General features: G+C 64.1%; 19 protein-coding genes. 3 read left to right on the forward strand and 16 right to left on the reverse strand.

Translation table 11 applies throughout. The features are described from left to right. Window positions 1–2: 2 nt before the first annotated feature. Window positions 3–485, forward strand: a complete 483-nt coding sequence (locus ACMCNM_RS18530; protein WP_027593659.1) for an Lrp/AsnC family transcriptional regulator — start codon at window positions 3–5, stop codon at window positions 483–485. Between the two features lie 298 nt (window positions 486–783). Here the strand turns inward: ACMCNM_RS18530 and ACMCNM_RS18535 are convergent, their stop codons facing one another. Then, a complete protein-coding gene (locus ACMCNM_RS18535) occupies window positions 784–1695 on the reverse strand; it encodes a LysR substrate-binding domain-containing protein (protein WP_186683201.1) in 912 nt (303 codons plus the stop codon). A gap of 97 nt (window positions 1696–1792) precedes the next feature. Here ACMCNM_RS18535 and ACMCNM_RS18540 point away from each other — a divergent pair, with 97 nt between their 5' ends. After that, window positions 1793–2884: a tartrate dehydrogenase gene (locus ACMCNM_RS18540; protein WP_265969776.1), complete on the forward strand. Its 1092-nt coding sequence runs from the start codon at window positions 1793–1795 to the stop codon at window positions 2882–2884. A 15-nt stretch (window positions 2885–2899) separates the two neighbouring features. Here the strand turns inward: ACMCNM_RS18540 and ACMCNM_RS18545 are convergent, their stop codons facing one another. From ACMCNM_RS18545 to ACMCNM_RS18615, 15 genes are all read right to left on the reverse strand, one after another. Further along, window positions 2900–3745 (reverse strand): LuxR C-terminal-related transcriptional regulator, encoded by an 846-nt coding sequence (locus tag ACMCNM_RS18545; RefSeq protein ID WP_412765118.1) that lies wholly within the window; start codon window positions 3743–3745, stop codon window positions 2900–2902. Between the two features lie 53 nt (window positions 3746–3798). Beyond that, the gene (locus ACMCNM_RS18550; RefSeq protein ID WP_412765119.1) at window positions 3799–5211 is read right to left on the reverse strand and encodes an aminotransferase; all 1413 of its coding nucleotides are present in this window, start codon (window positions 5209–5211) and stop codon (window positions 3799–3801) included. A gap of 34 nt (window positions 5212–5245) precedes the next feature. Then, complete coding sequence (locus ACMCNM_RS18555) at window positions 5246–6349, reverse strand: polyamine ABC transporter substrate-binding protein (RefSeq protein WP_412765120.1); 1104 nt, start codon at window positions 6347–6349, stop codon at window positions 5246–5248. Window positions 6350–6531: 182 nt separating this feature from the next. Further along, window positions 6532–7233: an NAD(P)H-dependent oxidoreductase gene (locus ACMCNM_RS18560; RefSeq protein ID WP_412765121.1), complete on the reverse strand. Its 702-nt coding sequence runs from the start codon at window positions 7231–7233 to the stop codon at window positions 6532–6534. After that, window positions 7230–8417: a pyridoxal phosphate-dependent aminotransferase gene (locus ACMCNM_RS18565; protein WP_412765122.1), complete on the reverse strand. Its 1188-nt coding sequence runs from the start codon at window positions 8415–8417 to the stop codon at window positions 7230–7232. The genes ACMCNM_RS18560 and ACMCNM_RS18565 overlap by 4 nt, the downstream gene beginning before the upstream one ends. 22 nt (window positions 8418–8439) lie before the next feature. Continuing rightward, window positions 8440–9669 (reverse strand): alanine racemase, encoded by a 1230-nt coding sequence (gene alr, locus ACMCNM_RS18570; protein WP_027593667.1) that lies wholly within the window; start codon window positions 9667–9669, stop codon window positions 8440–8442. 34 nt (window positions 9670–9703) lie between these two features. Next, complete coding sequence (locus ACMCNM_RS18575; protein ID WP_412765123.1) at window positions 9704–11311, reverse strand: 5-guanidino-2-oxopentanoate decarboxylase; 1608 nt, start codon at window positions 11309–11311, stop codon at window positions 9704–9706. After that, window positions 11304–13421 carry an acetate--CoA ligase family protein gene (locus ACMCNM_RS18580; RefSeq protein WP_412765124.1) on the reverse strand — a complete coding sequence of 706 codons (2118 nt, stop codon included), beginning with the start codon at window positions 13419–13421 and terminating at the stop codon, window positions 11304–11306. The genes ACMCNM_RS18575 and ACMCNM_RS18580 overlap by 8 nt, the downstream gene beginning before the upstream one ends. Window positions 13422–13439: 18 nt before the next feature. Continuing rightward, the gene (locus ACMCNM_RS18585; protein WP_412765125.1) at window positions 13440–14600 is read right to left on the reverse strand and encodes an acyl-CoA dehydrogenase family protein; all 1161 of its coding nucleotides are present in this window, start codon (window positions 14598–14600) and stop codon (window positions 13440–13442) included. A 27-nt stretch (window positions 14601–14627) separates the two neighbouring features. Next, window positions 14628–15422 (reverse strand): enoyl-CoA hydratase/isomerase family protein, encoded by a 795-nt coding sequence (locus ACMCNM_RS18590; RefSeq protein WP_412765126.1) that lies wholly within the window; start codon window positions 15420–15422, stop codon window positions 14628–14630. A 228-nt stretch (window positions 15423–15650) separates the two neighbouring features. Continuing rightward, a complete protein-coding gene (locus ACMCNM_RS18595; protein ID WP_027593672.1) occupies window positions 15651–17060 on the reverse strand; it encodes an amino acid permease in 1410 nt (469 codons plus the stop codon). A 196-nt stretch (window positions 17061–17256) separates the two neighbouring features. Further along, window positions 17257–19509, reverse strand: a complete 2253-nt coding sequence (locus ACMCNM_RS18600; RefSeq protein ID WP_412765127.1) for an ATP-binding protein — start codon at window positions 19507–19509, stop codon at window positions 17257–17259. After that, window positions 19506–20279: a substrate-binding periplasmic protein gene (locus tag ACMCNM_RS18605; RefSeq protein ID WP_027593674.1), complete on the reverse strand. Its 774-nt coding sequence runs from the start codon at window positions 20277–20279 to the stop codon at window positions 19506–19508. The genes ACMCNM_RS18600 and ACMCNM_RS18605 overlap by 4 nt, the downstream gene beginning before the upstream one ends. Before the next feature lie 5 nt (window positions 20280–20284). Continuing rightward, a complete protein-coding gene (locus tag ACMCNM_RS18610; RefSeq protein ID WP_099428974.1) occupies window positions 20285–21001 on the reverse strand; it encodes a response regulator in 717 nt (238 codons plus the stop codon). A gap of 74 nt (window positions 21002–21075) precedes the next feature. After that, window positions 21076–21720, reverse strand: coding sequence for a TetR family transcriptional regulator C-terminal domain-containing protein (locus ACMCNM_RS18615; RefSeq protein ID WP_027593676.1), 645 nt, complete (start codon window positions 21718–21720; stop codon window positions 21076–21078). 130 nt (window positions 21721–21850) lie between these two features. Here ACMCNM_RS18615 and ACMCNM_RS18620 point away from each other — a divergent pair, with 130 nt between their 5' ends. Beyond that, window positions 21851–22597, forward strand: coding sequence for an enoyl-CoA hydratase (locus tag ACMCNM_RS18620; protein ID WP_412765128.1), 747 nt, complete (start codon window positions 21851–21853; stop codon window positions 22595–22597). Window positions 22598–22735 lie beyond the last annotated feature (138 nt).

The following is a 22735-nucleotide window of genomic DNA, read 5'->3' on the forward strand; positions in this document are numbered from 1 at the left end:
TAATGAGCAAAGCCTTTGCTTACGAAGAACTGGACGAAGTAGACCGCGAACTGCTGCGCCTACTGCAGGAGGACGGCACCTTGTCCAGCGCCGCCTTGGGCGAGCGCCTGTCGATGACCGTGACGCCCTGCTGGCGCAGGCGCAAACGCCTGGAGGAGCTGGGCCTGATCAAGGACTACCAGGCCAACCTGGACCGCAAGAAACTGGGTTATGACGTCATGGCCTTCGCCCAGGTGCGCTTCGGCAACCATTCGGCCGAAGCACCTGACGACTTCGAGCAGGTGATTCTGAAATTGCCGCAGGTATTGTCCTGCCACAAGGTCACGGGTGAAGCTGATTACGTGCTGACGGTGCTGGCGACCGACCTGGAAAGCTATGGCCGTTTCGTCGAAGACGTGTTGCGGCGGCAACCTGGCATAGCGTCGATCCAGTCGAGCCTGGCTTTGCGCGAAATCAAGGCGGTTAGCCGGATACCGGTGAGGTAGCCGCATAGAAACAACCATCCCACCCTGTGGGAGATTCTATGGTTTTCAGCAAGCCGGTTTGCTCGCTTTGGTGACATATTCGTCCTGATTTTTCATCAGGGCGAATGCTACGCGAGCTCCCACGGTCTGTACTGCTGCGAACAGTCAGAATCGGGCATTTAGTCCCACCACCCCTTCAAGTCTAACCATACAAGCGGGCTTGCCCGCGAACACCGGCGAAGCCGGTGCCATACACCGAGTCGCCATCTTCGCGGGCAAGCCCGCTCCCACAGAGATGTCGCTACCTTTAAAGCCAAACTCAATCCGGCAAGCTGTACCGCTCGGCAAAGTACTGCCGAAAGAAATCCACCGCCACCCGCACCTTGGCCGAACTGGCCAGCGGCGAGGTGTACACGGCCCAGATATCGGCAGGCTGGTGATAGTCACTCAGGACTTGCACCAAGCGCCCATCCTGCAGGCTGTCGTGCACATCCCACCAGGAACGCAGCAATATCCCACGCCCATCCAGGCACCACTGGTGGGCCACCTCGCCATGGTTGCTGGACAAGCCCCCTGTCACCCGCACGCTTTCTTGGCCCTCAGGGCCTTCGAGCTGCCAGATACCAAACGGGTGGTCGCGCTCCTTGATCACCAAGCAGTCATGGCTGCCCAGGTCGGCCAGCACTTTCGGTGTGCCTTGCCGCGCCAGGTACGCAGGTGAAGCACAGAGCACTCGCCGGTTCTTGGCCAGCAACTTGGCGATCAGATTGGGCGCGATGGTATTGCCCACGCGGATGTCCAGGTCGACCCCCTCCTCGATCAGGTCCACCAGGCGGTCATGCACATCCAGCCGAATATCCAGACGCGGGTAGCGCTCGGCCAGTTCCGACAAGGCCGGGGCCACGAACCTGCGCCCCAGGCCCAAGCTGCTGGCGATGCGCAGTTGCCCTGCCGGTTCGCGGTGCTGGGCACTGATGTCATCGCCCATGCGCTGCACCGCATCGAAAATCTGCAGCGCCCACTGGTACACCCGCTCACCCTCTTCGCTGATCGTCACCCGCCGCGTGGTGCGGTGCAGCAAACGCACCTCCAGGTTTTGCTCGAGCACGCGAATGCGTTTGCTGATGTACGCCGCCGACATGCCCAGCTCGTCGGCCACGGCGGCAAAGCTGGCGCGCTTGGCCACCTGCAGAAAGATATTGAGGTCGTCGAGGTTGGGCAGATTATTCACGTTTCGTGTTCCAAGAATCCATGAAAGGCCAGATTATCTCCGATTGAAGGCCTTATAGCATGGCTCGCACCTGTTCCCTAGCCAACGAGTGCGCCCCATGACCAAGACATTCAGAATCGCAGCCATCCCCGGTGACGGCATCGGCACCGAAGTGCTCCCCGAAGGCATTCGCGTGGTCGAGGCTGCCGCTCGCAAGCACGGCCTGGCCATCAGCTTCGAGTTCTTCGAGTGGGCCAGCTGCGATTACTACCTGGCCCACGGCAAGATGATGCCGGACGACTGGTTCGAGCAGCTCAAAGGCTTCGACGCTCTGTACTTCGGCGCAGTCGGCTGGCCCGACAAGGTCCCGGACCACATCTCGCTGTGGGGCTCGCTGCTCAAGTTCCGCCGCGACTTCGACCAGTACGTGAACATTCGCCCGGTGCGCCTGTTCCCGGGCGTGCCGTGCCCGCTGGCCGGCCGCGCACCCGGCGACATCGACTTCGTGGTGATCCGCGAGAACACCGAAGGCGAGTACTCGTCCCTGGGCGGGCGCATGTTCGAAGGCACCGAAAACGAGATTGTGCTGCAAGAATCGGTGTTCACCCGCCGTGGGGTCGACCGCATCCTCAAATACGCCTTCGACGTGGCACAAACCCGCGCGCGCAAACACGTCACCTCGGCCACCAAGTCCAACGGCATGGCCGTGAGCATGCCGTACTGGGACGAACGCACCGCAGCCATGGCTGCCAATTATCCGGAAATCAGCTGGGACAAGCAGCACATTGATATCCTCTGCGCCCGCTTCGTGCTGCAACCGGACCGCTTCGACGTGGTCGTGGCCTCTAACCTGTTCGGCGACATCCTTTCCGACCTCGGCCCTGCCTGCGCAGGCACCATCGGCATCGCCCCTTCGGCCAACCTCAACCCCGAACGCAAGTTCCCGTCCCTGTTCGAACCGGTACACGGCTCGGCGCCGGACATCTTCGGCAAAAACATCGCCAACCCGATCGCGATGATCTGGTCCGGTGCGCTTATGCTCGAATTCCTCGGCAACGACGGTGCCGACCCGCGCTACCGCGCTGCTCACGATGACATCCTCAAGGCCATCGAGCAGGTCATCGCCGCAGGCAACACCACCCGCGACATGGGCGGGCACAAGTCCACCCAGGAGGTCGGCCGGGCCATCACTGCCCTGATCGAGGCCTGACGCCCAGGGCCGCGCTTACAACGCCTGGGTGTGCTCGACGGCACCCTGGCGCAACCAGTCGATAAACCGCGCAAACAGCTCCGACTGTGAATTGATCTCAAGCTTCAGGTACAAATTCTTGCGGTGCATGCGCACGGTCTCCGGCGAGATCCCCAACTCCACCGCCGTGGACTTCACCGAGTGCCCGCGCAAGATCATATGCGCCACTTCACGCTCACGATCCGTAAGCACCTGGCAGCCAAAACTCTCGAACGCTGCCTGTACGCTGCCCCGTTCGGCCGAGGCCGTGGCAGGTTCAAGGTTGTAGCGGGCATAACGCACCAGCAGCTCGCGCACCATGGGCTCGACCGCCCGCAACAGGTCGATCTGCCCGCTACTCAAACCCGTGCCACTGCACCCCTGAAACAAGCTGAACGAAAGCTTGCGGCCCTCGCTGAGGTCGACGATGTAGTAACTGTCTTCACTGCAGCCGGTGCCTAGGTAGTAGGCCTTGTAGTAGTCGCTGTCGAAGAAGTTGTCCGGGGCGATTTCCTGCAAGTGATAGAACCCTTCGGCCAAGCCACTCTGCACGGCCAGGCAAAAGGGGTCGAGCAGATAGCCCGCGCTGAAATAACGCTCGAGCACCGCATCACGATGCACCTCGGGGATGCCCTGCTTGTACAGCAGGCGCGGTGCGCGCCCCTGGCATTCGAGGCTGATCATCATCGACTCGACCTGCACCAGTTGGCTGATCGCAACCGCCACGTAGCTCAGGGCATCGGCTGATTCACAGTGGGCGAGCGCACGCTGCAGCGCTGCATGCCAGTGCTGCAGCGCCCCCAGCGAGAGGGTGAGCGGAGTGTCGGAAGTGGCCTGGGTCATGCCCGGCAGTCTAGCCTGCCAGGCACGCCCACGCACAGCCCTTTGCGCCAGGCTCATCGCCCTTGGTACAGCCCTTGCGCGGTCAGTTCGCGCGCCGTTTCGATGATGCACTGGCGCAGGGTTTCGACGATCTCGTCGACTTGCGCATGCGTGATGATCAACGGCGGCGACATCACGTTCAGGTGCATGATCGGCCGCACCAGCAGCCCCTTGGCCTGGGCTTTGCTGTGGATACGCTCACCGATGTTGACCGCATCAGGGAACAGCGCCTTGCTGGCTTTATCGGCAACGAACTCGACACAGGCCATCAGTTTCAAGCAACGCACATCCCCCACCAAAGGCAGGTCGCGCAAGGTTTGCAGCCGTTGCTCCAGGTAGCTGCCCACGTCCTTGACGTGCGCCAGCAACTGCTCGCGTTCGATGATTTCGATGTTCTTCAATGCCGCCGTGCAGCACACCGGGTGCCCGCTGTAGGTGAACCCGTGGGTGAAGCAGCGGCCCTTGCCTGGCTCGGCGATCACCTGCCAGATCCGCTCGGAGAAGATGCACGCGCCCAGCGGCAGGTAGGCCGAGGTCAGGCCTTTGGCGGTGGTGATGATGTCTGGCGTGACACCGAACAGTTCCTCGCTGGCGAAGAAGGTGCCCAGGCGGCCGAATGAGGTCACCACCTCGTCGGCGACGAACAGGATGTCGTAGGTCTGGCACACCTGCCACATGCGCTCGAAGTAGCCCTTGGGCGGGATGATCACCCCGCCCGAGCCCATGATCGGCTCGGCGAAGAACGCCGCCACATTGTCGGCGCCCAGGGAGAGGATCTTGTCCTCGAACTCGGCCACCAGGAAGTCGAGAAACTCGGCCTCGTCCATGTCGTCCGGGGCACGGTACGGGTTGGGGTTGGAGACATGGTGGATCAAGTCATGGGCGTAGTCGAACTCTGGCACGCGGTCGGCAGCCTTGTTGCCAATCGCCATGGTCAGGGTGGTGGAGCCGTGATAGGCGTTATAGCGCGCGATCACGTGCTTCTTGTCCGGTTTGCCCCGGCAGTTCTGGTAGTACTGAATCAGCCGGTAGGCGGTATCGACGGCGGTAGAGCCACCGGTGGTGAGAAACACGTGGTCGAGGTCACCTGGCGCCAGTTGCGCGAGCTTCTGGCACAGCGCGATAGCGACGTCATTGGCCATGTCGGAGAACGGGTTGGAGTAGGCCAGCTTGCGCACCTGGTCGGCAATGGCCAGGGCCATCTCTTCACGGCCCAGGCCGATGTTGGTGCACCACATGCCGCCGACCGCATCGAGAAAACGGTTGGCGTGGGTATCGCGAATATAGGCGCCCTCACCTGCGACGATGTTCAGCGCACCTTGCTCGCGGTGCTCGTCGAACACATGGTAGCCGTGCATGTAGTGGGCCTTGTCGGCGTCCACCAGTGGGTCGTGGGCAATGGCAAATGCTTTGCTGGGTGTGGCCATGGGCAGCTCCTTGGCGGGAATCGGTTGGCAGTGTTCAGAAACCGGTCTTGACCGTGCTCCAGACCCGGGTGATGGCGCGCATGTCCTTGGGGCTCTGGGTCTTCTGGGCGAACAGGCGTTGGCGGGTCTGGGCATCGGGGTAGATCGCCGGGTCTTGGCGGATGTCGGCGTGCACCAGCGCCGTGGCAGCCGCATTGCTGTTGGCGTAGTGGATGAAGTCAGTGACCTTGGCCATGGTCTGCGGCTGCAGCAAAAACTCGATGAAGCGGTGAGCATTGGCCGCGTGCGGCGCGTCTTTGGGGATGTAGAGGTTGTCGAACCAGATCAGCGAGCCTTCCTTGGGGATGAAAAACGCCAGCTTGATGGCCTTTTCCGCTTCTATGGCACGGGCCTGGGCAGTGGCGTAGTCACCTGACCAGGTCAGGGCCAGGCAGACATCGCCGTTGGGCAGGCTGGTGAGGTAGTTGACCGAGTCGAACTTGCGAATGTACGGGCGAATGCCCATCAGCAGCTGCTCGGCAGCCTTGAGGTCGGCGGGCGCTGCGCTGCGGGGGTCCTTGCCCAGGTACTGCAGGGCCAGCGGGATCACCTCTGTCGGCGCGTCCATCAGGGTGACACCGCAGTCGGCGAAGCGCGAAACGATCTTGGGGTCGAACAACATGGCCAGCGAGCCGATCGGTGCATCGGGCATGCGCGCGGTGATCTTGTCGACGTTGTAAGTGATCCCGGAGCTGCCCCAGGTATAGGGAGCCGAGTACTTGAGGCCGGGGTCGTAACCTTGCAGGTTGCTCACCACCTGCTCATCCAGGTTGTGCCAGCTGGGCAGTTGCTGCTTGTTCAGCGGCTGGAACACGCCAGCCTGAATCAACGGGGGTACCAGGGAGGCGTTGAGCATTACCAGGTCGTAGCCGGAGCGGCCGGTGAGCAATTTGGTCTGGACGGTTTCGTAGCCATCGAAGGTGTCGTAGATGACCTTGATGCCGGTGGCCTTCTCGAAGTCGGCCAAGGTGGTTTCGCCGATGTAGTCGGTCCAGTTGTACAGCCTTAACGTGTTACCGCTGTCCCCCTCTACCGCCAGTGCCTGCGTCGCGGCCGACGCCAGCAACAGGCTGCCAATCACCTTCAGTGCCTTGCGCATAGCAACTCCATCGTGTGACTGCTCCGGATCGAGCCGATGGGTTCACTATCGGGGGATTTGCTTGAGGGCAACATACCCCGAATGTGTGGGTGGTCGTTTTTTCTGGCCGAACTCGGTTTTGTAGGAGCGGCCTTGCGTCGCGAAAGGGCCGCAAAGCGGCCCCCGTTTTTCAACAGCCCCCATCAACTTAACGGGTACAACGCCTCATCGAACTGCGCCAACCGCGGGAACACCAGCGGCTGATCATCCGCCAACTGCTGCAGGCGCTGCTGGTACTGCTGCAGAAAACCCTGCCGCGCTTCGTCGCTGATATACGGCACATGCCAGGCCACGAACGGCGGCAGTACATCGAAGCCAACGTACGCCAGCGTCCCCCGCAGAATCGGCCGCAACATGTCCTCAAGCGGCCCATGGACAGCCCCTTCGCCGAACATGTGCTCACGTCCGCCAAGGGTCACCGTCACCAGTGCCTTCTTGCCGGCCAGCCCACCCTGGTCGTAGAAGCGCTTGCCGCCATAGCAGACACCCGACACCAGCACCCGATCGATCCAGCCCTTGAGCATGGCCGGCGCCGAGAACCAGAAGACTGGGAAGTTCAGCACCAGCAAGTCGGCCCATAACAGCTTGTCCAGCTCTTGCTGGATATCTGCGGCAATGGCGCCGCTCTTCACCCCCAGGCGCTGCTCCAGCGCGTACACCAGGTACTCGGGGTTCTCCCGCGTGGCGAAATCATCCGCACTGGCCACCGGGTTCCAGCCCATGGCATACAGGTCGCTGACCTTGACCGCGTGGCCCTGGGCGCGAAAGGTAGCCACCGCTTGGTCACGCAGGGCGGCGGTGAAGGATTGCGGCTCGGGGTGAGCATGGACGATCAATACATTCACGACAGTTCTCCTTGCATCAGTTCACCCGCACACCGGGCAATGCGCTGGCACGCCTCGGTCAAGGCTTCGGCGCCTACCACCAACCCCAGGCGAATATGCCCGGCGGCGCTCGGGCCAAAGGCTTCTCCCGCCAGTACCGACACACCTTCGCGGTCCAGCAGGCGGTCAGCGAAGGCCTGGGCACTGAGGCCGGTTTCGCGGATATCGACCATCACGAACATGCCACCGTCGGGTTTGAGCGCCTTGACGCCCGGGCAACCAGCCAACTGTTCGCACACCAGGTCCCGGCGCTGGCGATAGGCGTCGCGCATCGCCTCAAGGGCGGGCAAGGGCTGATTCAAGGCCACCACGGCGGCGTCCTGGATAAAGTCCGGCGAGCCATAGAGCATGCACAGCGCCAGGTTCTCCAGGTGCGTGGCCAGCTCAGGCGAGCCCACCACCCAGCCCACCCGCCAACCGGTCATGGCATGGGATTTAGACAGGCTGTTGAGGGTCGCGGTGCGCTCGGCCATGCCGTGCAGGCTGCCCGGGCTGACATGCTCGCCTTCGTACAACAGTTCGCTGTACACCTCGTCGGAGATCAGCCACAGGTCGTGGGCGACGCACAGCTCGGCCAACGCCTCCCAGGTAGAGCGCGGCAAGCTCGCGCCCGAAGGGTTGTGCGGGCTGTTCAGGGCCAGGGCGCGGGTGCGGGGGGTGATGCGCGCGGCCACGTCCTGCGGGCACACCCGAAAACCGTTCTCCGGCTTGACCGGCACCGGCACCACCGTGGCACCACAGGCACCGAACACCGCCTCGTAAGTGACGTACATCGGCTCGGCGACGATCACTTCATCACCCGGGTCGAGCACGCACTGGGCGACGCAAAACAAGGCGCACTGGGCACCCGCCAGTACCGTGACCTGGTCAGCACTGACGGGCTGGCCGCTGCGCTGCCGGTGACGATCGGCAATGGCCTGGCGCAGCGCCAGCTTGCCGCGTACATCAGCGTAATGGGTGTGGCCGGCACGCAGGCTGTCGATGGCCGCCTCGACGATGGGGGCCGGGGTGTCGAAGTCCGGGTCGCCCACCGACAGCAGCAAAACGTCCTTGCCCTCGGCCTGCATCGCCAGGGCGCGGTAGTGGATGTCCCAGGCGGCAGCACCGTCACCGGCGATGCGTTGGGTCAGCTTGGCATAGCGCATGGCAGTCTCCCTTCAAATGCGGTCAATCGACGAGAATCTTGGGGTTCGAGCTGCCCCACACGGTGTAGAGGTCGGCCAGTAAAGCGCCGTTGATTTCCTCCATCTCGCCCTGGGTAATCTCGCCACCGGCCTGTTTGCCGAACAGCACCACTTCGTTGCCGTTCTTGACATCGGGGAAGTCGGTGACATCGACCATCAAGGTGTTCATCGATACCTTGCCCACCACCGGCACGCGGTGGCCGTTGATCAGCACATGGCCCTTGTTGGTGAACACCCGGCGGTAGCCGTCGGAATAGCCGACGGTGATATTGGCCAGGCGCGAGTCGCGCGCCAGGGTGAAGGTGCGGTCATAGCCGACAGTGTTGCCAGCCGGGTAGCTGTGCACCGCCGCCACCCGCGACTTGAACTGCATGGCACGCTTGTACTCGGTACGCTCGGGCACGGTGTCGCCGAACAGCGCACCGCCGGTGCGGACCATGTCCAGGCGTGCTTCCGGCACCTCCAGGGTGGCGAAGGAGTTGGCGGCGTGCAGGGTCAGTTGGCGGCGGTCGAGCTTGGCATGTTTGATCAACCAGTCGGCCTGCTCGTTGAACGCTGCCAAGCCCTTGCGCACGTCATCCTTGTCTTCAACGGCGAAGTGGGTCATCAACGCCACCAGCTTGAGGTGCTTCTGGTCGGTGATCTGCAGTGCCTCACCTCGCCCGCTCCAGCTGGCCATTTCCACGCCGTTACGGCTCATGCCGCTGGAGTTGAGCGCCAGGTGAATGCGCAAAGTCTTGCCATGGCGCTCGGCGATGGCATCGGCCTGGCGGGCGAACTCGGCGCTGCCGACCAGCTCTTCCATGTCGTATTGCAGGGCATCTTCCAGCTCGCTCAGGCTGGCCAGGCGTACCCGCACCAATTGCCCGGTGAAGCCGCTGGCCCGCACCACGCGGGCTTCCTCGTTGCTGGCCACCGCCACGCAAGGTACGCCAAGGGCGATCACCGACGGCATCACCAGGCCAATACCGTGGCCGTAGGCGTCTGCCTTGAGCACGGCGCACAGCTTGGACTTGCCACCCAGCTCCGCTTGCAGGGTGCGAATGTTGTGTTGCAAGGCACTGGCACTGATCTCGACCCAGGCGTTGCTGTTTTGCACGGTCAGCGCGTTGCTGCCGTTGTCCATCGACAGCGGCGGCGCGGCATACAGCGGGGCTTGGCCGGTGATCAGCAGGGCCAGGGAGGCAGCGAGGAGCGTACGGCGAAATTGCATGGTGGTTTCTCTTGTTATGGACGATGCGCTGCGGTCAGCAGACGCAGGTATGTTTGAGTTCGATAAAGGTCACGCCTGGCGTGGCGAAGCCGTCGGCCAGGTCAGCCTGCAAGGCATCCAGGTCACGTGGCTGACGCACCGCGCAGCCAAATGCACGGGCCAGGCCGATGAAATCAGGATTGCGCGGCAGTACGCCGACCGGCTCGATATCCAGGCCGAGCATATCGTCGCGGATCTGGCCAAGGGCGTCATTGTTCCACAGCAATACCACCAACGGCCGGTCCAGTTCCTCGACCGCAGTGGCCAGTTCCTGGGCGGTGTAGAGGAAGCCGCCGTCGCCCACCAGCACCAGGCCGGGGCGATGATCAGTGGCGAGCATGCCGCCGATACCCGCCGGCAAGCCATAGCCGAGGGTGCCGTAACCGGTGGGGTGCAACCAGCTGCGCGGCGCCCGGCTGGCAAAGGCGTAGTTGCCGGTGTAGGCCAGTTGGGTCATGTCGCTGCTGATGAAGGCGTCGTCTGGCAGCACCGCGTCGATGCGGTCGAGAATGGCCTGATGGATGGCCTGCAACGGTGCGTGCCCAGTGCGAATGGCCTGGCGCAGGCCGGCCACCGCTTCGATGGCCTGGCGAGGGTCGCGCTCGACCTCGGGCAAGTGCGCCAGCAAAGCGTCGAGGGTCTGTCGAGCATCGCCGTGCAAGGCCACCGCGCACGGGTAAAAATCGTTGAACTTGCGTGGGTCGATGTCGACCCGCAGCAACTCACCGTTGAGCGGCAGGCGCTCGCGCCAGAAGTCGGTATCGGCCATTTCGGTACCCACCGCCAACACCACATCGGCTTCGCTGATCATCTGCCAGCCCGGCGCGACGCACAGGCTAGAACCCGCGTTCAATGGCGCCTCAGGCGGCAGCAGGCCCTTGCCAGCGACGCTGGTGAATAGCGGCGCTGCCAAGCGAGTGCTCAACTGTTCGAGTTGCGCGGCGGCCTGCAGTGCGCCACCGCCGGCAATGATCATTGGCCGTTTCGCTGCGGCCAGTTTCAGCGCGGCCTGCTCCAGCGTGCCCCGGTCGGGCTGGCCGCGCCCAGGGCGACGTACCACCGCGTCGCTCCAGTCGCGGGCAACCGGCGCGGCCAGCACGTCCAGCGGAACCGAGATGTGCACCGGGCGCGGGCGTTCGCTGTCGAACACTGCCCAGGCACGGGCAATCAGCTCGGGCAGGTCTTCAGCGCTCAGTGCCACGGCGGAGAACGCCGTGATCGGCGCGGTCATGGCGCGCTGGTCCTGGGTTTCGTGCAGGCAGCCCCAACCTTTGCCCAGGCTGGCGGTGTGGTTGACGCTGGATATCACCAGCAACGGGATCGAGTCGGCATAGGCCTGGCCGATGGCAGTGGCGGCATTGGTCACGCCTGGGCCGGTGATGACAAAACACACGCCCGGCCTGCCGCTGACCCGGGCGTAACCATCGGCCATGAAGCCCGCGCCCTGCTCATGCCGCGTCAGCACATGGCGGATGCCACTGCCGGGCAAGCCGCGGTACAGCTCCAGCGTGTGCACCCCTGGGATGCCGAACACGGTATCCACCCCATAGTTGGCCAGCAACCGTACCAGCGCCTGGCCGGCGGTCATCGAGTGCTCATTCATGCTGATCTCCTTGCGGCTGGCCGAGGCGGATCAGCGCATCGACCGCGCTGGTGCCGTGGGCACCGACCATCAATGGGTTCACATCCAATTCCAGCAACTGCCCGGCGTTTTCGCAGGCGTAGTCGGCCACCGCGCGGATCGCCGCCACCAGGGCATCCAGGTCGGCAGCCGGGCGACCCCGAAAACCCTGCAGCAGGCTGGCGCTGCGCAGGCCAAGCAGTGCTGCGCGAATGGCGCTGTCGGTGGTGGGTAGCAACAGGCTGACGCTGTCTTTAAGCAGCTCCACCAGCACACCGCCCGCCCCGATCACCAAGGCCAGGGCAAAGTCGTTTTCACGCTTGATGCCGACGATCAACTCGGCCAAGGGCGGCGGCGCCATGGGTTCGAGCAAGACCTGGTCGAACGCTACCCCCGGCGCATAGGCGTCGATGCGCTGGCGCATCTGCGCCAGGGCGGCCTGCAGCGCTGCGCCATCACGCAGGTTCAGCGCCACCGCACCGGCTTCGGTCTTGTGCGGCAACTGCGCACTGACCGCCTTGAGCACCAGCGGGTAGCCAACGCGGTTGGCATCGTTTAGCGCGTGCTCCGGGGTACTCAGCACCCCGCCCGGCACCGGCAGGCCAAACGCACTCAGGGCCTGCTTGGACTGCCATTCGTCCAGCAGGCGGCTTTCACCTGCGAGGGGCCGTGGGCACAGCGGCACCTGCGCCGCCTCGCCCTGTTCCAGCAGCCGCTGGCGGTTGCGCTGATAGGCCACGATCCGCCCCCACGCTGCCAGGCCATCTTCCACGCCTTGCAGCGCGGCGATGCCATGGGCATGCAGGCGCTCACGGGCCGAGGCTGGCAACAGCTCGGGGAACGCCGAGGTGACGAAGCCGATCTTGCCGTGGCGCGCCAGGGCGTCGCAGTAAAGCGCCAGCAACAGGTCGCATTCCTTGCGCTCACCGGTGAACGCTGCGGGGTAGTCGAGCACCAGCATGGCGGCATCGGTGTCAGCGCCCAGGGTGCTGTCGAGCATCTGTTGCAGGGCCACTTCATCGCCCCAGATCGCTGTTGTGAAGTCCAGCGGATTGACCAGGTTGGCGTAGGCCGGAAGTACCTGGGCCAGAGCCCTCACCTGCCCTGGCGCCAGCGCGGGCAGGCGCAACTGGTTGCGCTCGGCGTAGTCGGCGATCAAGCCCGCATCGCCGCCCGAACAGGCCAGGGCGATCAGCCGATCGCCGGCCGGCAAACGGCCACAGGCGGCAGCCTTGAGGGTCTCGACGAAGCTCACCGGGCCACTCACGCGGATCACACCCAGGCGCTGGAACAGGCTGTCGTACAGGACATCGGAGCCTGACAGCGAACTGGTGTGGCTGAGCGCCAGTTCAGCGCCGATCTGCGACACGCCGGTTTTCAGGGCAATGATCGGGGTGCCCTGTTGCAGTGCCTTGTAGGCGGCGCGGGCAAAGCCCGGCACGTTTTTCAGGCCCTCGAGGTGCAAGCCGATGGCGGTCACCCGTGGGTCGTCGAGCAGCACGTCCATCAGTTCGGCCACGCCCAACTGCGCCTGGTTGCCGACCGATGCCATGTAGGCCACCGGCAGCGAGCGGTCGCTCATGGACAGGTTGTAGGCAAAATTGCCGCTCTGGGTCAGGATCGCCACGCCCTGCTCCACCTGCTTGCCGCCATGGGCAACAGGCCACAAGGCCGCACCGTGCAAGTAGTCAAGCAGGCCATAGCAGTTGGGGCCAAGCAAAGCCATGCTGCCAGCGGCCTCAAGCAGGCGCTGCTGCAACAGACGGCCTTGTTCACCGCTTTCGGCGAAGCCGGAGGCGTAGCAGATGGCGCCACCGGCACCGATGGCGGCCAGTTCCGCGACACACTGCAGGGTCAGTTCACGGTGGGTGGCGATGAACACCGCGTCTGGGGCGCATGGCAGGTCTGCCACCCGCGCCACGCAAGGGATGCCCTCCAGGCTCGCGTGTTGCGGGTTGACCAGCCACAGCGGGCCGGCAAAGCCACCTTCGGCACAGCGCTTGAGGGCACGGGCCATGCTGCGCCCACCCACGAAGGCCAGGTGCCGTGGCGCCAGCAGGCGCTTGAGGTTGTCACGATTGGAATGCGACATGCTGAGTCTCCAGGTCGATCAGCGCAGCAACGGGCGCAGCAGCTCACGGGAAATGATGTGCCGCTGGATTTCCGACGTGCCCTCCCAGATCCGCTCGATGCGGGCGTTGCGCCAGATGCGCTCGACCGGCCCCTCATCCATCAGGCCCATGCCGCCAAAAATCTGCACGGCTTCGTCAGCGACCTTCCCCAGCACTTCGCTGGCAAACAACTTGGCCATGCCCGCCTCGCCATCGGTCATGCTGCCCTGGTCCATCTTCCAGGCGGTGTGCAGGGTGAGCAGTTCGGCGGCGCGGATCTGCGTGGCCATGTCTGCCAGCTTGAACGACACACCCTGGTAGCTGCCGATGGGCTGGCCAAATTGCTTGCGGTCGGCGGCCCACTGCAGCGATACGTCCAGTGCTCGCTGGGCCTGGCCGACGCAGTTGGCGGCGACCATCACCCGGCCAGCGGTAAGCCAGGCGTTGGCCACCTCCCAGCCTTTGCCGACTTCGCCCAGCACGTTGCTGGCTGGCACCCGGCAGTCGTCGAAGAACAGCTCGTAGGTGTGATAGCCGCGGTTGCTCACGCACTTGGGCCCGCGGCGGATGATCATGTCGGGGGTGTCCCGGTCGACCAGCAAAGCGGTGACCGCATTGCGTTTGCGCCCGTTGTGCTCGTAGGTGTCGGTCACCGCGAAGACGATGGCGAAGTCGGCATGCCCGGCGTGGCTGATGAAGTGTTTGCTGCCGTTGATCACGAAGTCATCGCCCTGGCGCACGGCGCGGGTCTTGATGGCGTTGGCGTCCGAGCCCGCGCCAGGCTCGGTAAGGGCGAAGCAATCGGTCTTTTCGCCCTGCACACACGGCAGCAGGTAGTCGGTGATCTGCTGGTCCTTGCAGGCCATGAGAATCTTCGAAGGGCGCGCTACGAATACGTGCAGCGCCCAGGAAACCTTGGACAGTTCGCGCTCGATCAGCGCTTGGGACAGGTAATCAAGGCCACCGCCGCCGACTTCTTCAGGCATGTTGAAGGCATAGAACCCGGCGGCGATGGCCTTGCCGCGGATCTGCGCAGCCAGTTCCGGCGACACCGCGTCGGCACGGTCTACCGCTTCTTCATGGGGCAGCAGTTCCTTGGCCACGAAGCTGCGTACCGCATCCACCAACATTTCTTGTTCTTGGGTCAGTTGGAAATTCATCTGCGAAGGTCCTGAAGAGGTAACGGGTTATTGGCCGACGAAGTGCGCTGGGCGCTGTTCTACCGACGCCTTGAGCGCCTCGACGCCGTCCTGGCTGCGCCCGCATAGCAAGCCAGCCTGGCGCTCGGCTTCGAGTTGCTCGGCGAGGGTGCGCTGGGCGCCTTCGCGGATCAGCCGCTTGGTCTGCGCGTAGGCGAAGGTCGGGCCGTTGGCCAGGCGGCCCGCCAGTTCAGCGGCCACCGCAGGCAATTGCTCGTCGGCGCAGACCTCGCTCACCAGCCCTGCCGCCAAAGCCCGTTCGGCGCCCCACAGTTCGTCGAGGAACAACAGCCGTTTGGCTTGCTCGCTGCCAATCAGCCGTGGCAGGTGCCAGCTGGCGCCGGCATCGGGGCTGTAGGCCATGCTGGTGTATCCGGCTTTGAAGCGTGCCGAAGCAGCAGCGATGCGCAGGTCACAGCACAGGCTCAGGTCCATGCCGCCGCCGACGGCGGTGCCGTTGATGGCGGCCAGGGTCGGTTTATCCAGGCTGTGCAGGCGCAGCATCAGGGCGTGGGCGGTCTCGGTCCAGCCGTAGCTTTCCAGTGCCCCACGGGCCTCGGCCTCGGCCCATTCCGCCAGGTCGGCGCCGGCACAGAAGCTGCGCCCGCTGCCGGTCAGCACCACCACACGGACGGCGGGGTCGCTGTTGCAGGTGTCGAGCAGGGCATGCAGTTGCTTGAGGGTGGGAATGTCCAGTGCGTTGCGCTGCTCGGGGCGGTTGAGGGTGAGCCAGGCAACGCCGGCTTCGACCTTGCTCAACACTGACGATGACGGGGTGGTCATGGGAGGCCTCGCTGTTGTTATTGGGGTGGAGGACGTGATGAAGGTGATACTAAACGAGTGTTCAACAAGGCGGGATGGGTTGTTACAACTTTGCACAACTCGGATCAAAACCCTGGCGCTTCCCTTGTAGGAGCAGCCTTGTGCTGCGAAGAGGCCAGTGCAGGCTCAAAACAATGTCGATGCCTGCACCGGCCTCTTCGCAGCACAAGGCTGCACCAACAAGCGGCGTCAAACCCCAGGCGCACTCGGTGCAAAGGCCCCTTGCCGCCGGCGGTTCACCCCGTAATACGCCGCATAGCACAGGGCAATGAAACCAAAGCCCCAGTACAACGACGGCCGCTGGGTCTCATCAATGGCCAGAAACACGAACAGCGAACAGCACAGGGTGATGCACAGCAGCGGTACCAAGGGGTACAGCGGCGCCTTGTACTTGAGGTCCTGCAGTTGCCCGCCATCACGCAGGTATGCCTTGCGGAACCGGTACTGCGCCAGGGCGATGACAATCCAGGTCACAGTGCCCGACATGCCGCTCACGGCCATCAACACCATGAACAAGGTGTCGGCAGCCACGAAGCTGGTCATCAGTGACACCAGGGCAAAGCACAGGGTGATGCTCAGGGCACGCAGTGGCACGCCGCGCTTGCTCAGCGGCGACAGGCTCTTGGGTGCCATGCCGCTCTTGGACATGGCCCAGAGGATGCGCGTGGAGGCATACAGCCCGGAGTTACCCACCGACAGGATGGCGGTGAGGATGACGAAGTTCATCAGGTCGGCCGCATAGGGAATGCCGACCATGTCGAACACCTGCACGAACGGGCTTTCCATCAACCCGGCCTGCTCGAACGGCACGATGGCCGACAGCACGGCAATCGCCAGCACATAGAAGATCAGTACGCGGAACACCACGTTGCGCACGGCCCGAGGGATGCTCTTTTCCGGGTGCTCGGTCTCACCGGCCGCCACGCCCATGATTTCGCAGCCCTGGAAGGCATACACCACGGTCATCATCACCGCGAACACCGCCGACAGGCCATGGGGGAACAGCGACTCGCCCACCAAGTTGTTCAGCATCGGTGCCGGCGCCCCGTTGTTCAGCGGGATGGCGCCGAAGATCACCAGCAGGCCGACCACGATAAAGCCGAGGATGGTCGCCACCTTGATCCCCGAGAACCAGTATTCCGCCTCGCCAAAGGCCCGTGTAGCCAGAGCATTGAGGCCGAACAGCACGACCACGAACAACGCCGACCAATACCAGATTGGCACCTCGGGGAACCAGCGGGTCATCAGCATGCCCGCAGCGGTGAACTCCAGGCCCACCGTGGTGGCCCAACTCATCCAGTACACCCAGCCAATCATGAAGCCCGTGGCTGGGCCGATGAACTTGGTGGCATGGGCTTGAAACGAACCGGAAACCGGCATCTGCACCGACAGCTCGCCCAGGCAGACCATCACCAGGTACATCAACAGCCCCGCCACCAGGTAGGCCAGGATCGCCCCCACCGGCCCGCCCTGGTTGATGGTGACGCCCGAGCCCATGAACAGGCCGGTGCCGATCACGCCGCCCAGCGACAGCATGAAGATGTGCCGGCTTTTCAGCGCGCGGGTCAGCTGGATTTTGCCTTCGTGTGTGTCAGTCATGGTTCACCCCGCTGTAGCAGGGGGTGCAAAACGATCGTTCAAGGAGGGGCTGAGCGCTACGGCATGTCATTATTGTTATCTCCAATAAGCCTCATGGACCGCGTGCAACACGGTTGCCATCGATTATTGGAAACGGATGTAAGGTGCCGTTGTACGAACCGATCAAAGATGTAAAAAGTCGTAAGTTTTTTGTACGTCAGCTCTGGATCAACTGTTTCAGGGTGGTGCGGGCCTGTTCCAGCTGTGCCGCTAGTGGCTCGCTAAGCGCCAGCAGCGCCTGTTCATCTTGGCCTTGGGCGGCGTCTTCGAGGCGGCGCAACACGCCAGCCAGGCCAGCAAAGCCGAGGGAATCGCAACTGCCCGCCAGGCGGTGCGCCAGGTGCGAAACTGCAGCGCAGTCGCGTGCCTGCAAGGCTTCGGCCAGCGCCGTGGCGTGCTGCTCGATCGATTGGCGCAGCACTGCCAGCAGCGCCTGCAGCTTCGGCTCGCCCAGCAAGCTGCGGTGGGTTTGCAGCAGTGACCAGTCCATGCCCGAGCCAGGTGCCGCCACCGGGGCAGGCGCAACCTCGGCCAGGGCCTGGCGCAGGTGCTCCAGGCGCAGCGGTTTGGCCAGTACCCCCTGCATGCCTGCGGCCAGGTAATCGGGGACTTGCGCCGGTTGCACCCCGGCAGTCAGCGCCAGGATCCGGCTGCCACGGTTTGGCCCTGGGGTGGCGCGGATGCGCCGGCACAACTCAACCCCGCTCAAGCCGGGCAAGTGCACATCCAGCAGGATCAGGTCGAAGCGCTGCTGGGCACAGGCTTGCAGGGCTTGCTCGGCATCCTCGGCAAAGCACACCTGGTGGCCATCGCGTACCAGCAACCCACCCGCCACCTCACGGTTCAACGCCACGTCCTCGACCACCAGGGTACTCAGGCTGGACGACGCCGAGCAGGCCGGCTCATGGGCAACGGCAGGCTGCCCACGCGCCATGTCGAGCTCGAACCAGAAGCAACTGCCCTGCCCCGGTACGCTGTTCAGGCCGATGCAACCACCCAGTTTTTCCACCAGGTGCTTGCAGATCGCCAAGCCCAGGCCAGTGCCACCATAGCGCCGGGCCACCGCTTCGCTGGCCTGCACGAAGCGGTCAAAAATCTTCGCCTGCATGGCCGGTTCGATGCCAATGCCATTGTCACTGACCGATACGCGCAAGCGCTGCCCGCTCTGATCGCTGGCCAGCACCTGCACCCTGAGTTCGACCTGGCCGTGCGCGGTGAACTTGATGGCGTTGGCCAGCAGGTTGCTCAGTACCTGGCGCAGGTACTGCTCGGCGCCATGCTGATGCGCCGCCAATTGCTCATCGACCTCCACGTGCAGGGTGTCGCCGCGTTCCAAGGCCATTGGTTCGAGCAATGCCAGCACCTCCGTGCACAACTGGCGCAGTGAGAAACCGAGCATTTCGGCCTGGCTCTCGCCCTCTTCGAGACGGGCAAAGCAAAGCACCTCGTTAAGAATGGCCAACAGCCCTTCGCCCGCCTTGTACAAAGCCTGTAGGCGTTGCCGGTCGAGCGCATCGAGCCTGGCGCCACGTAGCAGTTCGGCCATGCCGAGGATGCCATTGAGCGGCGTGCGCAGCTCATGGCTCATGGTCGCCAAAAAGCGTGACTTGGCCAGGTTGGCGGCTTCGGCCTCGTCCTTGGCCCGGGCCAGGCTCGCGGTACGCCGCTCGACCATGGCCTGTAGCTCGTCACGCTTGTCCTGCAGGGCCACTCGGTCAAGCTCGCGGCGCTCGATGTCGCTGAGGATGGCCCGGCGCATGTCGTCCAGGGCATGCGCCACGGTATCGATCTCATCGGCATGCGCCGAACGGCGGCGATCCAGGCGCAGCGGCTCCTGCCAGTGCCCGGCCCCGATCCGCCGGGCAAACTCGGCCATGACTTGCAAATGGCGCGTCACCAGGCGGTAGAACAAGCCAGACAACGCGACCGCCAGGCCACACAGAAACACCCCCATCCACAACAGGCTGGCCAGGCCCGTGGCATACAGCCGCCGGTGCACCGCGCCCAGGTCGATGCTCACCTCCAGCTCGCCAAGGTGCCGTGCCGGCCCCGACGGTGGCTGGTAATCCAGCGGAAAACGCTCGATGCGCAGTGGCCCCTTAGGCTCGGCTTCACCGCGCAACAGGGTGAAGTCATCGCTGAGCAGGCGTACCCGCGCCACATCTGAAAAGTCCACCAGGCCACGCAATTGAACATCCAGTTGCGCTTCGTCGAGGTCCCACAAGCTGCGCTCCAGGCTGGCCAGGTAACCCGCGCGGATCAACGCCATGCGCGCCTCGATGTCGCGCATCTCGCGGCGGTACTCGAAATACAGCTGCACGGAACTGGCCAGCACCGTGAAGCACAGGCTGAACAGCAGGATAAACAGCAGCAGGCGGCGCAACAGGCCGTCGGTGCGCAGGCGGATCATCGGGCATCCGCCGGCAGGTTGATCATGTCGCGGTAGGTCACTTCGCTCTGCTCCAGCCAGCGATCGATCTCGCCAGCTTCGTGCATGCGCCGCAACTGGTGGTCGATCTCGTCCATGTGCTGGCTCAGGGAGGACTGGCGCGACACCGCCACGCGCAGGTAGTCCACGCTCAGCGCGGCCGGCAAGGCGCGGATGTCTTCGGCGCCGGGCAGGTGCTCGATGAACAGCTCGCCGGTACGCCGCTCCTGGATCACGAAGTCGATGCGCCCACGGATCAGCTTGCCGAAGTTCTGCTGGCTGGACGACACCCGCTCGATGTTCTGGTGGCGCGCGACAAAACGGTCGAAGTCGGCGCCGTAGCTTTCACCGTAGAGCAAGCCACCACGGTACCCGGCCAAGTCTTCCAGGTGCTGAAACTGCACGGGCCGGCGGCGATTGAAAAACACCGCCACCTCTTCACGTATCACCGGTACCGACGAAAAACGCATGCCTTGGTCACGTTGGTCGCTGTCGTAGGCGAGCACCACGTCCACCCGCCCGGCGGCAGCGTCCATCAGGCAGCGCTTCCAATTGCCCAGCACCACGGTTTGCACCTCTCGGCCCATGCGCGCAAACAGCTCCCGCACCACCGTCGGCGCCAGGCCGCGCACCTGGTGGCCATCGCTCCAGGAAATCGGCGGGTACACGGGGTAGTCGCAGTAGCGCACCGGCTCAGCCGCCGCTGCTGGCAAGCCTGGTACCAGCACCGCCAGCGCCAGCAGGCGGCGCAGGGTGCTCACGCGGCCACGCTGGCGGTGAACAGGTAGCCGGTGCCATGAATGGTGATGATCAGTTGCGGCTCGGCCGGGTCGTCATGCAGCTTGCGGCGCAGGCGGCCGACCAGCACGTCGATGGAGCGGTCGTTGGGTACCCACTCACGGTTGCGGATCTGGTCCATCAACTGGTCGCGGCTCAGGGTGTGGCCGCTGTTGCGCAGGAAGACGCTGAGCAGTTGGAACTCGCCATGGGTCAGCAGCGTTTGCCCGCCACGCGGGTCGATCAGGCGTCGACGGTCAGTGTCCAGTGCCCAGTCGGCAAATTGCTTGAGCGACTGTGCGCAGGCGGGCGCCGGGTGCACCTCGCGGGCATGGCGTACACGGCGAATCAGGTTTTTGGCGCGGGACACCAGCTCGCGGGGGTTGAGCGGTTTCATGATGTAGTCGTCGGCGCCGCACTCCAGGCCGACGATGCGGTCGATGTCGTCATTGCGCCCGGTGATGAGGATGATGCCGACTTCCGAGCGCACCCGCAGCTCGCGGGTCAGGGTCAGGCCGTCCTTGCCAGGCAGGCGAATGTCCAGCAGCACCAGGTCGACGTCCTGGCTGCCGAGCAATGCCTCGGCCTTTTCTGCGGTGTCGGCGCAGTGCACGTCATAGCCTTCCTGGGACAGATAGGCCTGCAGCAAGTCACGAATAAGCGGATCGTCATCGACGATCAATACCCGAGGCGTCATTGCGTGAAGTCTCTTTTTTTATTGGTTTGTTCTACACACTCGCGACAGCAGCCTACTCGTTACTGAACAGGCGATCAACAGCCCTTGGGCAGGCTGAAGCGTTGCCGACCACCGGCCTGCAAGCCATCCACCCAGGCCTCGCAGATCTGCACGCCCTGGGCCGGCGTAAAGGTGCCCGGGTTGAGGCCCGACTCCAGCCACAAGCCATCGAGCAACGCGCTCAGGCTGATCGCCGCCAGGTCGGCGTCAAAGCCCTGCCAGCCCTCTTCCACCGCCAGCGTGGCGAGCAGCCGGCTCAACTCGTTGCGGTACTCACCGTAGGAATGGTCGTGCACCTGGTTGATCGCATCGGCGGTCTTCACCGCGCCCCAGAACGCCAGCCAGGCATCGAGCAGTTGAGGGTCGAGCAGTTCGGCGCAAAACGAGGCACGGAAGAACGCCGACAGCCGTTCGCGGGCCGTGGGCGCGGCCTGGGCCATGGCTTCGCGCAGCAGGCCCATGACCCGCCCGGTGACCGCCATGTAAGCTTCGGCCACCAGTTCGTCCTTGCCCGCGTAATGGTGGCTGATCAACCCCACCGAAACCCCCGCCTCGGCGGAAATCTTGCGGATCGAAGCCCCCTGAAAACCATGGCGTTTGAGGCACACCAAGGTCGCCTCGACCAGGTTGGCTTTGCGCAATTCCGGCAGCATGCGGTGGTAGCGGGCTTCCTGGCTCATCGGCGATTCTCGGGCAGTAGACTGGGCTGAACGACTGTACAGCAAGCCGAGCGCCATGATAAACCCTAGTGGCCAATGCCCGGTGTGCACCCTGTTGCCGGGCCTGACCACAACAACAAAAGCGGCTGCCATGAACGACCTGATCACACGCGACCTGGACCAGGGCCTGCTCACCCTGACCTTCAACCGCCCAGACAAGCTCAATGCCCTGAACATCGCCATGTACCGCCAGTTTGGCGACCTGCTGCTGGCGGCGGGCGAAGACCCGCACGTTGATGCGGTGCTGATCACGGGCGGCCCCCACTGCTTCAGCGCCGGCAATGACCTGCGCGATTTCCTCGACAACCCGCCCAGCGACAGGGACAGCCCGGTGTTCCGCCTGATGCGCATTGTGATGGGCCTGGATAAACCCCTGATCGCTGCGGTCAGTGGCGCGGCGATCGGCATCGGCGCCACCCTGCTGCTGCATTGCGACCAGGTGCTGGTCAGCCGCACGGCCAAGCTGCGCATGCCGTTTGCGCCGCTGGGGGTATGCCCGGAGTTCGGCTCCAGCCTGCTGCTGCCGCGCATGCTCGGGCACGCCCGCGCCGCCCGCTTGCTGATGGGCAACGCGTTGCTTGAGGGTGAGCAGGCGGTAGCCTGGGGCTTGGCCAGTGAGCTGCATGAAGATGGCGAACAGTGTTTGGCAGCCGCCCGGCAGCTGGCGCGGCGGCTGCAAAGTTACCCGCAAGAAGCGCTGCGAATTAGCAAGCGCCTGCTCAAGGAGGGGGGGCGCGCGGAGCTGGAGGCCACTGTGGAGCGGGAGAGCCAGTTGTTTATCGAATGCCTGCGTACGCCTGAGGCCAAGGCGGCGTTACGGGGGTTGATCAAGGGTTGAGGTGATGGTTTGAGGTGATCGGGTTGAGGTTTGCGGCGCTGTCGAGATCGAGCGCCGCCCGCGCGGCGCATCGCGAGCAACGCTCGCTCCTACGTTTGTTTCGGGCCAATATTTCCTGGGGCAAACGCGCGCGACCGT

The organism is Pseudomonas sp. NGC7 (genome assembly GCF_047159675.1).
Taxonomy (GTDB): Bacteria; Pseudomonadota; Gammaproteobacteria; order Pseudomonadales; family Pseudomonadaceae; genus Aquipseudomonas; species Aquipseudomonas kermanshahensis.